Annotated in this window: 11 protein-coding genes; 9 read left to right on the forward strand and 2 right to left on the reverse strand. The window is 42.9% G+C overall.

Going from position 1 to position 17,040, the window contains the following annotated elements:
- The first annotated feature begins 79 nt into the window (after window positions 1-79).
- The 4 genes from pdhR to lpdA all read left to right on the forward strand — a co-directional run bounded on the left by pdhR (window position 80) and on the right by lpdA (window position 7,114).
- The gene (gene pdhR, locus CIK00_RS09005; protein WP_101768553.1) at window positions 80-853 is read left to right on the forward strand and encodes a pyruvate dehydrogenase complex transcriptional repressor PdhR; all 774 of its coding nucleotides are present in this window, start codon (window positions 80-82) and stop codon (window positions 851-853) included.
- Window positions 854-930: 77 nt separating this feature from the next.
- Entirely contained in the window at window positions 931-3,597 is a 2,667-nt protein-coding gene (gene aceE, locus CIK00_RS09010; protein ID WP_101768554.1) for a pyruvate dehydrogenase (acetyl-transferring), homodimeric type, read from the forward strand.
- Between the two features lie 12 nt (window positions 3,598-3,609).
- Window positions 3,610-5,487, forward strand: a complete 1,878-nt coding sequence (aceF, locus tag CIK00_RS09015) for a pyruvate dehydrogenase complex dihydrolipoyllysine-residue acetyltransferase (RefSeq protein ID WP_101768555.1) — start codon at window positions 3,610-3,612, stop codon at window positions 5,485-5,487.
- A 196-nt stretch (window positions 5,488-5,683) separates the two neighbouring features.
- On the forward strand, window positions 5,684-7,114 hold the full coding sequence (lpdA, locus tag CIK00_RS09020; protein ID WP_101768556.1) for a dihydrolipoyl dehydrogenase: 1,431 nt from the start codon (window positions 5,684-5,686) through the stop codon (window positions 7,112-7,114).
- Between the two features lie 147 nt (window positions 7,115-7,261).
- Here the strand turns inward: lpdA and CIK00_RS09025 are convergent, their stop codons facing one another.
- Window positions 7,262-9,181, reverse strand: coding sequence for a methyl-accepting chemotaxis protein (locus tag CIK00_RS09025; RefSeq protein ID WP_101768557.1), 1,920 nt, complete (start codon window positions 9,179-9,181; stop codon window positions 7,262-7,264).
- Window positions 9,182-9,618: 437 nt separating this feature from the next.
- Between CIK00_RS09025 and acnB the strand changes: the two genes are divergently transcribed.
- Window positions 9,619-12,216, forward strand: coding sequence for a bifunctional aconitate hydratase 2/2-methylisocitrate dehydratase (gene acnB / locus CIK00_RS09030; protein ID WP_101768558.1), 2,598 nt, complete (start codon window positions 9,619-9,621; stop codon window positions 12,214-12,216).
- Between the two features lie 88 nt (window positions 12,217-12,304).
- On the opposite strand, the gene CIK00_RS09035 is transcribed toward acnB, so the two are convergent.
- On the reverse strand, window positions 12,305-13,438 hold the full coding sequence (locus CIK00_RS09035) for a glycerate kinase (RefSeq protein ID WP_101768559.1): 1,134 nt from the start codon (window positions 13,436-13,438) through the stop codon (window positions 12,305-12,307).
- A 172-nt stretch (window positions 13,439-13,610) separates the two neighbouring features.
- Here CIK00_RS09035 and CIK00_RS09040 point away from each other — a divergent pair, with 172 nt between their 5' ends.
- From CIK00_RS09040 to CIK00_RS09055, 4 genes are all read left to right on the forward strand, one after another.
- Entirely contained in the window at window positions 13,611-13,979 is a 369-nt protein-coding gene (locus CIK00_RS09040; protein WP_045037356.1) for a YacL family protein, read from the forward strand.
- 190 nt (window positions 13,980-14,169) lie between these two features.
- Window positions 14,170-14,508 (forward strand): P-II family nitrogen regulator, encoded by a 339-nt coding sequence (locus tag CIK00_RS09045; protein ID WP_045037357.1) that lies wholly within the window; start codon window positions 14,170-14,172, stop codon window positions 14,506-14,508.
- 50 nt (window positions 14,509-14,558) lie between these two features.
- A complete protein-coding gene (locus tag CIK00_RS09050; protein ID WP_101768560.1) occupies window positions 14,559-15,788 on the forward strand; it encodes an ammonium transporter in 1,230 nt (409 codons plus the stop codon).
- A 175-nt stretch (window positions 15,789-15,963) separates the two neighbouring features.
- A complete protein-coding gene (locus tag CIK00_RS09055; RefSeq protein WP_101768561.1) occupies window positions 15,964-16,977 on the forward strand; it encodes a Fe(3+) ABC transporter substrate-binding protein in 1,014 nt (337 codons plus the stop codon).
- Window positions 16,978-17,040 lie beyond the last annotated feature (63 nt).

Raw genomic sequence — 17,040 nt, forward strand, 5'->3', positions numbered from 1 at the left:
TCAGCAAATTGGTAATACCAATTACCCGTGTTGTTAGTTTTGTTATCAATCATATTGATTATAAGAAGCATTCATCATAATGACGTATAAACGTATTCGCCAACCCAAACTTTGTGAGGCTATCGAAAAAGAGCTTGAGTGTTTGATTGTCGAGGGAACATTATCACCCGGACAACAACTGCCTCCTGAGCGTGAACTAGCAAAGCAATTTGATGTTTCTCGCCCCTCTGTTCGTGAAGCTATTCAACGTTTAGAGGCCAAACATTTACTGACTCGTCGTCAAGGTGGCGGCACTTTTGTGACAGAGAAGTTATGGAAGAGTTTTTCTGAACCATTGCTAGATTTATTAGCCGCACACCCAGAAACACAATTAGATTTAGTCGAAGCGCGCCATGCGCTAGAGGGATTAGCGGCATATTATGCGGCCCTGCGTGGTAATGATGATGATTTTAATCGTATTAAAGATTGTCATGTGCGTATTCAGCAAGCACAACAACAAGGCGATTTAGCCGCTGAAGCTACCGCGGTTATGCAATACCTTATTGCGGTCACCGAGTCGGCACATAATGTGGTGTTATTACATATTATTCGTAGCTTAGCGCCGTTGTTAGAACAGAACGTATTACAGAATTTTGAATATCTTAATCGGCACCAAGCGGTGGTGGATAAGGTAAGCAAACATAGAGCCAATATTGTCGAGGCGATTGTTTCAAAACAGCCTATAAAGGCGCGTGAAGCATCCCATGCACATTTGGCTTATATTGAGGAAACTTTGTTGGATTTATCGCGAGAAGATAGCAGACGTCAACGCTCTCTCCGTCGAATCCAGCAACGCAAGGACGGACTTGACTAGGGTTCTTTATCAGCCAAAGGCCATTTGCAAGTCGCGACATTGTTAGTTTAGTTGATTATAACGAAAGGATAGATCGCATGTCTGAAGTCATGAAGAGTGACCTGGATGTACTGGAAACTCAAGATTGGTTAGAAGCTCTTGAATCAGTAGTTCGTGAAGAAGGTGTTGAACGCGCCCAGTACTTATTAGAGCAAGTATTGGATAAAGCACGTTTAGACGGTGTTGATATGGCAACAGGCATCAATACTAATTACATTAATACGATTCCTGCGGCGCAACAACCTGCGTACCCAGGTGATACTACGCTAGAACGTCGTATCCGTTCTATCATCCGTTGGAACGCAATCATGATCGTATTGCGTGCCTCGAAGAAAGATTTAGACCTAGGCGGCCACATGGCGTCTTACCAGTCTGCTTCTGCTTTCTACGAAGTATGTTTTAACCACTTTTTCCGCGCACCTAATGACGTTGATGGCGGCGATTTGGTTTATTACCAAGGTCACATCTCTCCAGGGATCTACTCTCGTGCTTTCGTTGAAGGCCGCTTAACAGCAGATCAGCTTGATAACTTCCGTCAAGAAGTTGATGGCAAAGGTATTCCTTCATACCCACACCCTAAGTTAATGCCTGAATTCTGGCAGTTCCCTACGGTATCTATGGGTCTAGGTCCTATCTCTGCGATTTACCAAGCACGTTTCCTTAAATATCTAAATGGTCGCGGTCTTAAAGATACTTCAGCGCAACGTGTTTACGCGTTCCTAGGTGATGGCGAGATGGATGAGCCAGAATCACGCGGTGCGATCTCTTTCGCTGCGCGTGAGAAGCTAGATAACCTATGTTTCCTTATCAACTGTAACCTACAGCGCCTTGATGGCCCGGTTATGGGTAACGGTAAGATCATTCAAGAGCTAGAAGGTCTATTTAAAGGCGCTGGCTGGAATGTGGTTAAAGTGATCTGGGGTAACAACTGGGATTCACTACTAGCAAAAGACACTACCGGTAAGTTACTTCAGTTAATGAACGAAACTGTCGATGGTGATTACCAGACATTTAAATCTAAAGATGGCGCTTACGTACGTGAGAACTTCTTTGGTAAATACCCTGAGACTGCGGCACTTGTTGCTGACATGACAGATGAGCAAATCTTCGATCTGAAACGTGGTGGTCACGATTCATCGAAACTATTTGCTGCATTTACGAATGCGAAAGACACTCAAGGTAAACCGACTGTTATTCTTGCTAAAACTGTTAAAGGTTACGGCATGGGTGATGCAGCGGAAGGTAAAAACATCGCTCACGGTGTGAAGAAAATGGACATGACCCATGTTCAATACCTACGTGATCGTTTAGGTCTACAAGATCTTATTTCTGATGAAGCAATTAAATCATTGCCTTATCTAGAGCTTGAAAAAGGCTCTGCTGAGTTTAACTACTTACACGCTCGTCGTGAGGCACTACTAGGTTACACACCTAAGCGTAGCCCTAAGTTTACTCAAGAATTTAAAGTGCCTGAGCTTGAAGAGTTTACCTCTTTATTGGTTGAGCAAAAGCGTGAAATTTCTACCACAATGGCTTACGTGCGTACGCTAAATATTCTATTGAAAGATAAGAATATTGGTAAAAACATCGTACCAATCATTTGTGATGAAGCGCGTACTTTTGGTATGGAAGGTCTGTTCCGTCAAGTGGGTATCTACAACCCAGCGGGTCAAACTTACACACCTGAAGACCGTGGCGTTGTTTCTTACTACAAAGAAGCAAACTCAGGTCAGGTACTGCAAGAAGGTATCAACGAATTAGGTTCAATGGCATCTTGGGTTGCTGCTGCAACATCATACAGCACCAACAACCTACCAATGATTCCGTTCTACATTTACTACTCAATGTTCGGCTTCCAACGTGTTGGCGACATGGCGTGGATGGCGGGTGACCAACAAGCTCGTGGCTTCTTATTAGGTGCTACTGCGGGTCGTACAACCTTGAACGGTGAAGGTCTTCAACACGAAGATGGTCATTCACACATCATGGCTAATACAGTGCCAAACTGTGTCTCTTATGATCCAACGTTTGCTTACGAGCTAGCGGTTATCATGCAAGACGGTATTCGTCGCATGTACGGTGAGAACCAAGAGAACATTTATTACTACCTAACAGTAATGAATGAAAACTACGCGATGCCTGGCATGCCAGAAGGCGCTGAAGCGGGTATCCGTAAGGGTATTTATAAGCTTGAATCTTACGCTGGTGAGACGTCAAAAGTTCAGTTAATGAGCTCTGGTACTATCATGAATGAAGTCCGTGCTGCGGCTCAAATTCTTAGTGAAGAGTACGGTGTGGCGTCTGATGTTTACTCTGTAACATCATTCAACGAATTGACCCGTGACGGTCAAGATGTTGAGCGTTACAACATGCTGCACCCACAAGCTGAGCAGAAAGTGCCTTACATCACAACGGTTATGGGTTCTGAACCTGCAATCGCTGCGACTGACTACATGAAGAACTACGCAGAACAAGTTCGCGCGTTCATGCCTTCTGAGTCATTTAAAGTACTGGGTACTGATGGCTTCGGTCGTTCAGACAGCCGCGCTAACCTACGTCGTCACTTTGAAGTTAATGCTGGCTACGTTGTTATTGCAGCACTTTCTGAATTGGCAAAACGTGGTGACATTGAGAATTCAGTTGTTGCAGATGCAATCGCTAAATTCAACATTGACGCAGATAAGATCAATCCGCTATACGCGTAAGAGGCAAATATAATGGCAATCGAAATTAATGTACCTGACATCGGTGCGGATGAGGTTGAAGTAACTGAGATTCTTGTTAGCGTTGGCGACAAGGTTGAAGAAGAACAATCACTGATCACTGTTGAAGGCGATAAAGCATCAATGGAAGTGCCTGCTTCTCAAGCGGGTATTGTGAAAGAAATTAAAATCGTTGTTGGTGACACAGTATCGACTGGTTCATTGATCATGATCTTTGAAGCTGAAGGCGCAGCGGTTGCTGCCCCTGTAGCAGAAGCAGCACCTGTTGCTGCGCCTGTTGCAGCAGCGACAGCAGAACTTAAAGAAGTGCACGTGCCTGACATCGGCGGTGATGAAGTTGAAGTAACTGAAATCATGGTTGCTATCGGCGACAGCATCGAAGAAGAGCAGTCACTACTTACTGTTGAAGGCGATAAAGCGTCAATGGAAGTACCTGCACCGTTCGCTGGTGTACTAAAAGAAATCAAAATTGCAACGGGTGATAAAGTTTCAACTGGCTCACTTGTGATGATCTTTGAAGTTGCAGGCTCTGGCGCAGTAGCTGCTCCAGTTGCAGCACCTGTGGCGGCGGCTCCAGCCGTTGCAGCAGCAAAAGAAGTTCACGTGCCTGATATCGGCGGTGACGAAGTTGAAGTAACTGAAATCATGGTTGCAGTTGGCGATACAGTAGAAGAAGAGCAATCTTTAATTACTGTTGAAGGCGACAAAGCATCAATGGAAGTTCCGGCACCGTTTGCAGGTACTATCAAAGAAATCAAAATCGCAACTGGCGACAAGGTTTCTACTGGTTCATTGATCATGATCTTTGACGTTGTTGGCGCAGCACCTGTTGCGGTAGCGGTTGCAGCACCTGCGCAAGTAGCGGCTCCTGCTCCAGTGGCAGCATCTGTTGCATCAACACCTGCGGCAACGACTGGCGACTTTGAAGAAAACAACGATTATGCACATGCATCACCGGTTGTTCGTCGTCTAGCACGTGAGTTTGGCGTTAACCTTGCGAAAGTTAAAGGTACTGGCCGTAAGAACCGCGTACTGAAAGAAGACGTTCAAAGCTTTGTTAAAGATGCACTTAAGCGTCTTGAATCTGGTGCAGCAGCATCGGCTTCAGGTAAAGGCGATGGCGCAGCGTTGGGTCTACTACCTTGGCCGAAGATTGACTTCAGCAAGTTTGGTGACACAGAAGTTAAGCCACTTTCTCGCATTAAGAAGATTTCTGGCGCTAACCTGCACCGTAACTGGGTAATGATTCCACACGTTACACAGTGGGATAATGCAGATATCACTGAGCTTGAAGCATTCCGTAAAGATCAAAACGCGATCGAAGCGAAGAAAGACACTGGCATGAAAATCACGCCACTTGTGTTCATTCTTAAAGCGGTAGCAAAAGCACTGGAAGCGTTCCCTTCATTCAACTCTTCACTATCTGATGATGGCGCGAGCTTGATTTTGAAGAAATACATCAACATCGGCATCGCGGTAGATACTCCGAATGGCTTGGTTGTTCCTGTATTTAAAGACGTGAACAAGAAAGGTATTTACGAGCTATCTGAAGAGCTAATGACTATCTCTAAGAAAGCACGTGCTGGTAAGCTAACGGCATCTGATATGCAAGGTGGCTGTTTCACTATCTCAAGCCTAGGTGGCTTAGGTGGTACTGCGTTCACACCAATCGTGAATGCACCAGAAGTAGGTATCCTTGGTGTATCTAAGTCTGAAATGAAGCCAGTATGGAACGGTAAAGAGTTTGAACCGCGTCTACAACTTCCATTGTCATTGTCATACGATCACCGTGTGATTGATGGTGCTGAAGGTGCACGTTTCATTACTTACCTAAATGGTTGTCTATCAGACATCCGCCGTTTGGTACTATAAGATTTCACATCCACAACGCCATGCCTGCGCTAAGTAGGCATGGAATTGTTGTTTAGCTCACAGGCTGCGGTAATTTATTTCTTATGTTGTTAACGATTCTGTAGACTTGTTAATTAATTTAGCGGTAAATTTAGCGTTAAAAAGTACAGCATAGCTGATAGCCTGTTAGGGATAAAAGACTTACAACGAGGTCATGATGAGCAAAGAAATTAAAGCCCAGGTAGTAGTGTTGGGTTCAGGCCCTGCAGGTTATTCTGCGGCATTCCGTTGTGCAGACTTAGGTCTAGAGACGGTTATAATCGAAAAATACAATACTCTTGGCGGCGTATGTCTTAACGTCGGCTGTATTCCATCAAAAGCTCTGCTTCACGTAGCGAAAGTGATCGAAGAAGCAAAAGCGATGGCTGAACATGGCGTGATTTTCGGTGAGCCACAAACCGATATCAATAAAATCCGTCTATGGAAAGATAAAGTAATTACCCAACTTACTGGCGGTCTTGGCGGAATGGCTAAGATGCGTAAAGTTAACGTGGTTAACGGTTACGGTAAATTTACTGGTCCTAATTCAATCGTTATTGAAGGTGCTGACGGTCAAACGACAGTAACATTCGACAATGCAATTATTGCTGCGGGTTCACGCCCAATTAAACTGCCTTTCATTCCACATGAAGACCCACGTATTTGGGATTCAACTGATGCGCTAGAGCTTAAAGAAGTACCTGAAAAGTTACTGATTATGGGCGGCGGTATCATTGGTCTTGAAATGGGTACGGTTTACCACGCGCTAGGTTCTGATGTCGACGTTGTTGAGATGTTCGATCAAGTTATTCCTGCAGCTGATAAAGATATCATTAAAGTTTTCACTAAACGTATTTCTAAGAAATTCAACCTAATGCTTGAAACGAAAGTGACAGCAGTTGAAGCGAAAGAAGACGGTATTTACGTATCAATGGAAGGCAAGAAAGCACCCGCTGAGCCTACACGTTATGATGCAGTATTAGTAGCTATCGGTCGTGTACCAAATGGTCAACTAATCGATGCTGAGAAAGCAGGTATCAATGTTGATGAGCGTGGTTTTATTCACGTTGATAAACAAATGCGTACTAACGTTGCTCACATTCATGCGATTGGTGACGTTGTTGGTCAACCTATGCTTGCTCACAAAGGTGTGCATGAAGGTCACGTAGCCGCTGAAGTTATTTCAGGTAAGAAGCACTACTTCGATCCTAAAGTTATTCCATCAATTGCCTACACTGAGCCAGAAGTTGCGTGGGTAGGTAAGACTGAGAAAGAAGCGAAAGCTGAAGGTATTAACTACGAAGTTTCAACATTCCCATGGGCTGCATCTGGCCGTGCTATCGCATCTGATTGTGCTGATGGTATGACGAAGATGATCTTCGATAAAGACACTCACCGCGTTATCGGTGGTGCTATCGTGGGTACTAATGGTGGTGAATTGTTAGGTGAAATTGGTCTAGCGATCGAGATGGGTTGTGATGCGGAAGATATCGCATTAACTATTCACGCTCACCCAACATTGCATGAATCAATTGGTCTTGCAGCAGAAGTATTTGAAGGTTCAATCACTGACCTGCCAAATGCAAAAGCAGTAAAGCGTAACAAGTAATTCTCGCTTAATGCTCTGTGAATAAAAAAAGCGCCTGATGGCGCTTTTTTATTAGCGATAGTTTTATTAATTATCACTTTATTCATTTGTTAAATATAGCTTTGCTAGCTACCGTTCCGAGAACTGATAGCCATCAAGTGGTCATAATTACAATTTAAATGTGCCCACCATATCATCCAAACGCTGTGAAAGTTGACGCAATGATTGGCTAGAATCTGCCAGTTGCGCTGCTGTTTCTGCGGTTAACTGGGTGGTTTCATTGATCTCTTCAATATTGCAATTAATGTCTCGTACCACGATTGATTGTTCTTCGGTAGCGGTCGCGACCTGAGTATTCATATCAGCAATTAAGCTAATACGATCCGCAATTGAAATTAATGCGGTGGATGCTTGATCCGATGCCGATACGCCATTGTCTGATAACTGACGGCTTTGCTCTATTGCGCTAACTGCATTGGAGGCTTCTTGTTGTAAGCGGTTAATCATCGTTTGAATTTCATCAGTCGAAGTTGCAGTTCGACTCGCAAGATTACGTACTTCATCAGCCACAACTGCAAAGCCTCGACCTTGTTCTCCCGCTCGTGCTGCTTCAATGGCTGCATTCAGTGCTAGCAGATTTGTTTGATCTGAAATCCCTCTAATCACATCTAAAATACTACCAATAGATTGGGTATTATTTGCCAATGAATCAATCACATCACTGACTTGACCAATATCTGATGACAGTTGATTAATGGTATTTCTCGCTTCACTCACCACCTGTTGACCATCATGGGTTTGTTGTTCTGCTTGCTGGGTTGATTCGGCGGCTAAGGCTGCGTTACTGGCGATTTCATTGACCGTTGCCCCCATTTCATTTATTGCTGTTACAACCAGCAGAGTTCTATCACGCTGACTATGGCTATTATCAAGAGTAAGTTGAGCTTGAGAAGCAACCGATTCAGCTGCTTGGCGTAAGGAATTGCCAGTTTCTGCAACGTCGATTATTGAATTGTGTATCTTACCAATAAAGCCATTAAACCCTGATGATAATTGCGCGATTTCGTCGTTCCCTTCAACGGTTAAACGGTGGCGTAAATCACCATCGCCTTCACCGAGCTCTTTAAACATTAACGCCAAGTTTTTAATTGGACGAGTAATGCTGCTGGCTAGAAAAATCGCAATAATAATAAAGATAGCGGCAATAATGGCAGTGAATAAAATAACCTGATTACGGATAGTAGTAAGGGCTGCAAAGGCTTCTTTTTTAGGAAGTTCACCAATCACATACCAATCCATGGCTGGAATATAACTCGCCGCTAAAAAGACATCTTCGTTGTTATTTTGGGTTTCTACGACACTAAAACTTTGTTTATTTAATAAGGTTGCGGCAACGGTTGAATCAAACAGGGTTGTGATTGAATTGTGATCCAGCATTTTATTATTATCACGGTGGATCTTAATCGTGCCTTTACTATCGACTAAATAGACAAATCCAGTTTGTTCAATTTTAAATTGACTAATAAAACGTGCCATATCATCGAGGGATTTAGATAACCCCGCCAAGGTATTACCATGCGGCTGCTGATAATTAACAAACAGTTTTACCTCACCTGTTTTTTCTCGAAAGATACTGAGACTACGAGTTTTGTTAATTTTGATAGCATCAAAAAACCATTGATCTTGATGTGGTGTTAACTGGCGCAGAAAACCATTTTGGTTCCAGTAATCGCCATTGTTACGGTTAGCGATAGAGACATCTAATAACTGGTATTGTTTTTGAATATTTTGCAGTTCTTTGACTAAGCGGGTTTTGTCTTGGGGTGCTTTGGTGGCTAACACGCTGTCGATAACGTAACTGTTATTGGCTAATTGCTCTGCAGCTGATTGTAATTGAGTGACTTCTTTTTCTACGTTGTTGCGAATTTGCAGCAAGATAGAGGGTAATTCTAAGTCTAAGATTCGAGTGGTAATAGCTTCTCGTACCTGGCTTTGACTGAGTACACTGACTAATGTCGTTGAAGCGAGTACTGCCATGGTTATTGCGATGATCAGCTTTGATTTAATGCTTAAATGTTTGTAATTCATAAAACGGCTTATATTTATGAGCAAATGAACAGACCATGCGCAGTTACGTAATGATGGTCGGTGAAATGAAAATATATATTTATATATCGGCTTATTTATGAAAAAACTTTAGTGATTTATGGTGCTCAATATGACTTATCGCCAACCTTAACTAAGAATGTTGATATTCATCACATAATATCTAGTTTCTTGATTATCAATTTTTAGATGTATTTTTTAGGCAAGAAAGGAAGTATTTATTTTAATTGTTAATGTTGTAAATTATCGATTTATTTTAATTTTAAGTTAAAAATGCTATGGTATTTAACGGTTTTGATCTCAAGTTAACCGTTAATATGTTGATTCTAGATTAAATCACAATAACTGATCAGTGAGAGATCATTTAACTTCCAAGGATGTTCGACGTTATCGTCGAGCCAATATAAGAGGAATATGTCGTGCTTGAAGCCTACCGTAAACACGTCGAAGAACGTGCGGCCGAGGGGGTTATTGCCCAGCCGCTAAATGCTGAACAGGTTGCCGCGCTAATTGAGTTATTAAAAAAACCACCGCAAGGTGAGGACGCGGTACTACTGGATCTATTAGAAAATCGTATTCCACCTGGTGTTGATGAAGCCGCTTATGTAAAGGCGGGGTTTTTAGCTGCAATCACTACGGGCGAAGCACAATCATCACTGGTCACTAAAGCTAAAGCGGCACAGTTATTAGGTACGATGCAAGGTGGCTATAATATTGAGCCATTGGTTTCATTATTAGATGATGCGGAACTTGCGCCTATTGCTGTTACTGCGCTTTCTCATACTTTACTGATGTTTGACTCATTTTATGATGTCGAGCAAAAAGCCAAAGCGGGCAATACTTTTGCTCAGCAAGTCATGCAATCGTGGGCGGATGCCGAGTGGTTCTTATCAAAGCCAGCCCTTGCTGAAAAAATTACTCTTACCGTATTTAAAGTCAGTGGTGAAACCAATACTGATGACTTATCACCAGCGCCAGATGCATGGTCACGCCCTGATATTCCGTTGCACGCATTAGCGATGTTAAAGATTACACGCGAAGGGATCACCCCTGATCAAGCAGGCACTATTGGTCCGATTACGCAAATTGAAGCCCTTAAACAACAAGGTCATCAATTAGTGTATGTCGGTGATGTGGTCGGTACGGGATCATCACGTAAATCAGCCACAAACTCAGTGTTATGGTTTATGGGGGATGATATTGCTTATGTTCCTAATAAACGTGCGGGGGGTTATGTGCTTGGCGGTAAGATCGCGCCGATCTTCTTTAATACTATGGAAGATGCCGGAGCTTTACCGATTGAAGTTGATGTTACGAAGCTGGCAATGGGCGATGTGATTGATGTTTATCCATTTAAAGGTCAAGTTTGTCGTCATGATAGTGATGAAGTTGTCTCAACCTTTAAATTAAAAACTGAGGTATTGATTGATGAAGTCCGTGCTGGTGGTCGTATTCCATTGATCATTGGTCGTGGCTTAACGGATCGTGCTCGTCAAGCGTTAGGCTTATCGGCTTCTGATGTATTCCGCCGTCCGGTTGAAGTTAAAGACAGTGGCAAAGGTTATACCTTAGCGCAAAAGATGGTCGGTAAAGCATGTGGTGTTGATGGGGTTCGTCCTTATACATATTGTGAGCCTAAAATGACCACTGTCGGTTCACAAGATACCACCGGCCCAATGACCCGTGATGAACTTAAAGATCTCGCCTGTTTAGGTTTCTCGGCAGATCTTACGATGCAGTCTTTCTGTCACACTTCGGCATATCCAAAACCAATTGATGTTAATACTCACCATACTTTACCTGATTTTATTATGAATCGTGGTGGGGTGGCGTTACGTCCTAAAGATGGCGTGATCCACTCATGGCTTAACCGAATGTTATTGCCAGATACCGTCGGTACGGGTGGCGATTCTCATACCCGTTTTCCATTAGGTATTTCATTCCCCGCAGGTTCTGGTTTGGTGGCATTTGCTGCTGCAACAGGGGTAATGCCGCTCGATATGCCAGAATCTATTTTGGTGCGCTTTAAAGGTGAGATGCAACAAGGGATCACCCTGCGTGATTTGGTTCATGCCATCCCTTATTTTGCGATTCAACAAGGGCTATTAACGGTTGAAAAATCGGGCAAGATCAATGAATTCTCAGGCCGTGTACTTGAGATTGAAGGGGTTGAGCATTTATCGGTTGAACAAGCGTTTGAGCTTTCTGATGCATCTGCTGAGCGTAGTGCAGCGGGTTGTACCGTTAAACTGTCGCCAGAGTCGATCACTGAATATCTAAACTCAAATATCGTGATGTTGAAGTGGATGATCGCTGAAGGTTATGGCGATCGTCGTACCATTGAACGTCGTGTGACGGCGATGCAAGCGTGGCTAGCGAATCCTGAATTAATGACCGCAGATAAAGATGCTGAATATGCGCACGTGATCGAAATTGATCTGGCAGATATTAAAGAGCCTATTTTATGTGCGCCAAATGATCCTGATGATGCGCGTTTATTGTCTGAGGTTGCAGGCACTGCGATTGATGAAGTGTTTATTGGATCGTGCATGACTAACATTGGTCATTTCCGTGCGGCGGGTAAGTTACTTGAGAAATTTGGCGGTCAATTAGAGACTCGATTATGGATTGCACCACCGACCAAGATGGATAAAGACCAACTTACTGAAGAAGGTTATTACGGTATCTTTGGTCGTGCCGGAGCGCGTATTGAAACCCCTGGATGTTCTTTGTGTATGGGTAACCAAGCACGAGTAAAAGATAATTCGACGGTAATGTCGACCTCGACGCGTAACTTCCCTAACCGTTTAGGTAATGGCGCTAACGTGTATTTATCTTCTGCGGAATTAGCAGCGGTGGGGGCAATTCTAGGGCGGATTCCAACCATGGAAGAATACCTAACTTACGCTCAGCAGATTAATGCGACGGCGGCAGATACTTACCGTTATTTGAATTTTGATCGTATGGCGGAGTACACCAGCAAAGCGGATGAAGTGATTATTCAACAAGCTGTTTAATCTATGTTATTGGTGATATAAAAATAAGCTATAAAGAAGATATAAAAAACGCCGCGACTATTCGCGGCGTTTTTATTGGTGCTTTTTATTAACGACCTAAACAATATATAGCCGCGATATTTCGAGCGGTTAGTTCGACATTAATAGCGGCATTCTTAAAAGCTTGTTCAAGATTCATCGCAGTGGGCACCACACTAAAGACTGCATCGATACCATGATCATAAACCACGCCACAATCTTGGCTTAAACAGCCCGCAATACCAATTACGGGTTTATGGTATTTCTTGGCAGTACGTGCGACCCCTATCGGTGTTTTACCGTGAATGGTTTGGCTATCAATACGGCCTTCACCAGTGATCACCAGATCTGCATCTTTAATAATGTCGCCTAAGTGAACCGCGTCGATCACAATCTCGATCCCAGAGCGTAATTGGGCATTAAATAAACTTAGCAGAGCCGCACCCATACCGCCCGCCGCACCAGCTCCTGCCATATCCTTAACATCGATAGCTAAATCACGTTTAATGATCGCGGCATAATGAGCGAGGTGTTGATCAAGCTCGGCAACCATTGCTGGTGTTGCCCCTTTTTGAGGGCCAAAAATATGTGATGCGCCTTTTTCACCGCAAAGGGGATTATCAACATCACAGGCGACGTCTAATTTTATGTGGGCAAGACGAGGATCGACGGTAGTGATATCGATGCTAGCCAATTGTGCTAATGCTTGGCCGCCAAAACCAAGTGCTTGACCCTTGTTATCCAGTAGTTGAACCCCAAGTGCTTGTGCCATACCAATACCGCCGTCATTAGTGGCACTGCCACCGATGCCGATAATAATATGTTTAACACCGTAATCCAGCGCAGCTAAGATCAATTCGCCAGTGCCATAACTGGTGGTGATCATCGGATTGCGTTGCTCTGGGCTAACAAGATGCAAGCCAGATGCGGCTGCCATTTCAATAACCGCCGTTTTACCATCGCCCATGAGGCCAAAAAATGCGGGTACTTGCTCACTTAAAGGTCCGGTAACCTGATGCTCAATAATGGTGCCGTTACTGGCATCAACCAATGATTGCACCGTGCCTTCACCGCCATCAGCCATCGGTAATTTAATGTATTCAGCATCTGGCATTACTTGGCGAAAACCAGCCTCAATCGCGGTTGCCACTTCCATTGCGGTCAGGCTTTCTTTGTATGAGTCAGGAGCAATAATAATTTTCATAATCTATCAGCCGCTTAATATTGAGAGTCAGTGGATTAAAAGGGATATAACTATTTAGTTACTAGAGATGAGTTGCATTTTAATGATAGATCCTGACAATGGGCGCCAAGCGCATTCTGCTGGCAGTGTAGCAGTTAACAACTAAGATGATCTGAGATGGGGTACTAAAGGTATGGATTACGAATTTAAAAAAAATACCTTGGACGGTAGTTATCATGCCATTTTTTCAATGGGCCACGAAGTGTTAGGCCGTTGGATCATTGACGAGTTAGGCAAGGATGTCGACAAAATAGATATGATAATTGGCCAAATTAGTGCATTGAAAAATAGTACTAAAGAATGGCGATTAATGGGTGAAGAACTGACGTTATGCTTGCAAGATAATGAAGCTTTAGTTCAAGCGAACTGTTTATTTTCAGAAGAAGATGAAGATTTTGAAGAAGATCTGCATTTTTATGATGAAGAAAGTATGTCGGTGTGTGGTTTTGAAGATTTAGCGCAAGCACTAGAAGCTTGGCGAGCATTTGTGATCCGTTTTTAATCGGTTAGTTATTAATAGCCATTAAGTGCTACATGATAGTGAAAAGGCTGCACCTATATGGTGCGGCCTTTTTTCGTTTTTAAAGGTTTGTTTTTTAATTTTCTTATTAAACAGTATGTTAAATAGTTGGCATGATGATTGTTTGTTGTTTAATTATATTGGGGAATAGTTTGAGAGTGAGGAGTAAATCATGAAAATAATTAACGCGATTATTAAGCCTTTTAAATTAGATGATGTGCGTGAAGCATTAGCGATTGTCGGTGTGGAAGGGATGACGATAACCGAAGTAAAAGGATTTGGACGTCAAAAAGGGCATACCGAACTTTATCGTGGCGCGGAATATCAAGTTGATTTTCTACCTAAAGTGAAATTAGAAATCGCCACTCAAGCCGAAAATTTAGATGATATTGTCGATGCTATCAGTAAGGCTGCGCAAACTGGAAAAATCGGTGATGGCAAAATATTTGTATACGATCTTGAACATGCGGTACGTATTCGAACAGGAGAAGTAGACAGGGAAGCACTTTAGTCGCAGCATGGAAGCAGGATCATAAATATCAGGTATAAGGGAAAATTACCATGGAATTATCAACGACAGTAATTGAACTACGTTATGCACTCGATACATTTTTCTTTTTGATTTCTGGTGCACTAGTAATGTGGATGGCAGCGGGTTTTGCCATGTTAGAAGCAGGTTTAGTGCGCTCAAAAAATACCACTGAAATACTCACCAAAAACTTTTGTTTATATGCTATTTCGTGTACCACTTTTTTATTAGTCGGCTATAACATTATGTATGTCGATAACAGCGGTGGCGGGTGGTTACCCTCGTTTGGCGCGTTAATTGGTACTCAAGCTGAAGGCGCCGATCACTCTTTAGAATCCGATTTCTTTTTTCAGGTCGTCTTTGTTGCTACCGCAATGTCAGTGGTATCCGGTGCGGTTGCTGAGCGTATGAAGTTGTGGTCATTTTTATTATTTTCAGTGGTATTAACCGGCTTTATTTATCCGATTGAAGGTTATTGGACATGGGGTGGTGGTTTCCTTTCAGAAGCGGGTTTTAGTGACTTTGCAGGTTCTGGTATCGTTCATATGGCGGGTGCTGCCGCGGCATTAGCAGGTGTATTACTGCTTGGCGCTCGAAAAGGTAAATACGGTAAAAATGGTGAAGTGCATCCGATTCCCGGTTCAAATATGCCATTAGCCACTGTCGGTACATTTATTTTATGGTTTGGTTGGTTTGGCTTTAACGGTGGCTCACAGTTAATGTTATCTGATTTTGAGAATGCGACGGCGGTTGGTCAAATATTTTTAAACACTAATGCTGCCGCTGCTGCGGGTGCGATTATCGCGCTTGCTGTGTGTAAAATGCGATGGGGTAAAGCTGATCTTACTATGATTCTTAACGGTGCATTAGCGGGATTAGTTGCGATTACTGCGGACCCATTATCACCGTCCCCATTAGCTGCGGTTGCGATTGGTAGTGTTGCTGGTGCATTAGTCGTATTCAGTATTATTGGTTTTGATAAAGTGAAAGTTGATGATCCTGTTGGTGCGATTTCTGTCCATGGTGTGTGTGGTTTGTTTGGCTTAATGATGGTGCCGTTAAGTAATCCCGATGCCGCCTTTTTAACTCAGTTATTTGGTGCCGCGGTTATCTTTGGTTGGGTATTTGGTGCAAGTTTAGTGGTATGGGGAATATTGAAATTCACTATTGGTATTCGTGTAACGGAAGATGAAGAGCTAGAAGGGATGGATTCACATGACTGTGGTGTTGATGCATATCCTGAGTTTGTCAGTGTAAAATAGCAATAACAGCTGCATTTAAGTGCTATTAAAGTTAAAAAAAACGTCATCGCTAGCGGTGACGTTTTTTTGTAATGAAATGTTACCACTAGATTGTGTTCGAATACGAAAAACGTATAATCTGCATCAATCTAATTGAGAAACATTATCATTACATTTTGCATTAAGGGATTTAGCAATGAAAAAACTTTTAGCTACTGCTGTATTATTCGGTTTGGCGGCACCTCAAATCGCGACAGCGGCTGAAGAAGTCAATGTCTATTCATACCGCCAACCTTTTCTTGTTGAGCCAATGTTTAATGAGTTCACTAAAGAGACGGGTATTAAGGTTAACGTTAAGTTTGCTAAAGCAGGTATCGCTGAAAAACTACAACAAGAAGGCGAATACAGCCCAGCAGATGTAGTGTTAACAACCGATATTAGTCGTTTAGTTGAGCTGTCAGATAAGAAGCTCGTTCAGCCCGTAGATAGCAAAGTTATTGATGCTAATATTCCTGCACAATTTCGTGATAATGAAGACGAGTGGTTTGCACTAACACTGCGTTCTCGTAATGTTTATTCATCAAAAGATCGTATCGGTAAATTACCAGCATCTTTTGATTACAGTGATTTAGCTAAACCTGAGTGGAAAGGGAAACTTTGTACGCGTTCAGGTAAGCACCCATATAACGTTTCACTCGTTTCAGCGATGATCGCTCACAATGGTGAAGCGGCAACTAAAACGTGGCTTGAAGGTGTTAAAGCTAATTTAGCCCGTAAGCCGCAAGGTAACGATCGCGGTCAAGTACAAGCGGTGAAAGAAGGCTTATGTGATATCGCGATTGGTAATAGTTACTACCTCGGAAAAATGGTCAATGATCCCAACCAAAAAGCATGGGCAGAAGCGGTTGAAATTAACTTCCCCGGCCAACAAGGTAACGGTACTCACGTTAATGTCAGTGGTATGGCAATGGCAAAATATGCGCCAAATAAAGATAACGCGCTTAAGTTAATGGAATTTTTAACCGCGACCACTGCACAGCAAATGTATGCAGAAATGAACTATGAATATCCCGTTAAAGTTGGCGTTAAACGTTCAGCGTTAGTGGCATCATGGGGTGAATTTAAAGCTGATGATGTATCACTTGATCAAGTGGCACAATATCATCAAGCGGCAATTAAATTGTTAGATGAAGTGAAGTTTGATCTGTAATTAGTTACAAAATAGATGGGGTTTAAAGCCCCATTTTTCAGCTTAACTTAGTCTATTTTGCAA

The organism is Photobacterium carnosum (assembly GCF_002849605.1).
Taxonomy (GTDB): domain Bacteria; phylum Pseudomonadota; class Gammaproteobacteria; order Enterobacterales; family Vibrionaceae; genus Photobacterium; species Photobacterium carnosum.

Excerpts from the sequence above, each read along its gene's own strand:
- CIK00_RS09045 (WP_045037357.1), top strand. The coding sequence starts at position 14,170 with ATGAAAATAATTAACGCGATTATTAAGCCTTTTAAATTAGATGATGTG.
- aceE (WP_101768554.1), top strand. The coding sequence starts at position 931 with ATGTCTGAAGTCATGAAGAGTGACCTGGATGTACTGGAAACTCAAGAT.
- aceF (WP_101768555.1), top strand. The coding sequence starts at position 3,610 with ATGGCAATCGAAATTAATGTACCTGACATCGGTGCGGATGAGGTTGAA.
- pdhR (WP_101768553.1), top strand. The coding sequence starts at position 80 with ATGACGTATAAACGTATTCGCCAACCCAAACTTTGTGAGGCTATCGAA.
- CIK00_RS09035 (WP_101768559.1), bottom strand. The coding sequence starts at position 13,438 with ATGAAAATTATTATTGCTCCTGACTCATACAAAGAAAGCCTGACCGCA.
- CIK00_RS09040 (WP_045037356.1), top strand. The coding sequence starts at position 13,611 with ATGGATTACGAATTTAAAAAAAATACCTTGGACGGTAGTTATCATGCC.
- lpdA (WP_101768556.1), top strand. The coding sequence starts at position 5,684 with ATGAGCAAAGAAATTAAAGCCCAGGTAGTAGTGTTGGGTTCAGGCCCT.
- CIK00_RS09050 (WP_101768560.1), top strand. The coding sequence starts at position 14,559 with ATGGAATTATCAACGACAGTAATTGAACTACGTTATGCACTCGATACA.
- CIK00_RS09025 (WP_101768557.1), bottom strand. The coding sequence starts at position 9,181 with ATGAATTACAAACATTTAAGCATTAAATCAAAGCTGATCATCGCAATA.
- CIK00_RS09055 (WP_101768561.1), top strand. The coding sequence starts at position 15,964 with ATGAAAAAACTTTTAGCTACTGCTGTATTATTCGGTTTGGCGGCACCT.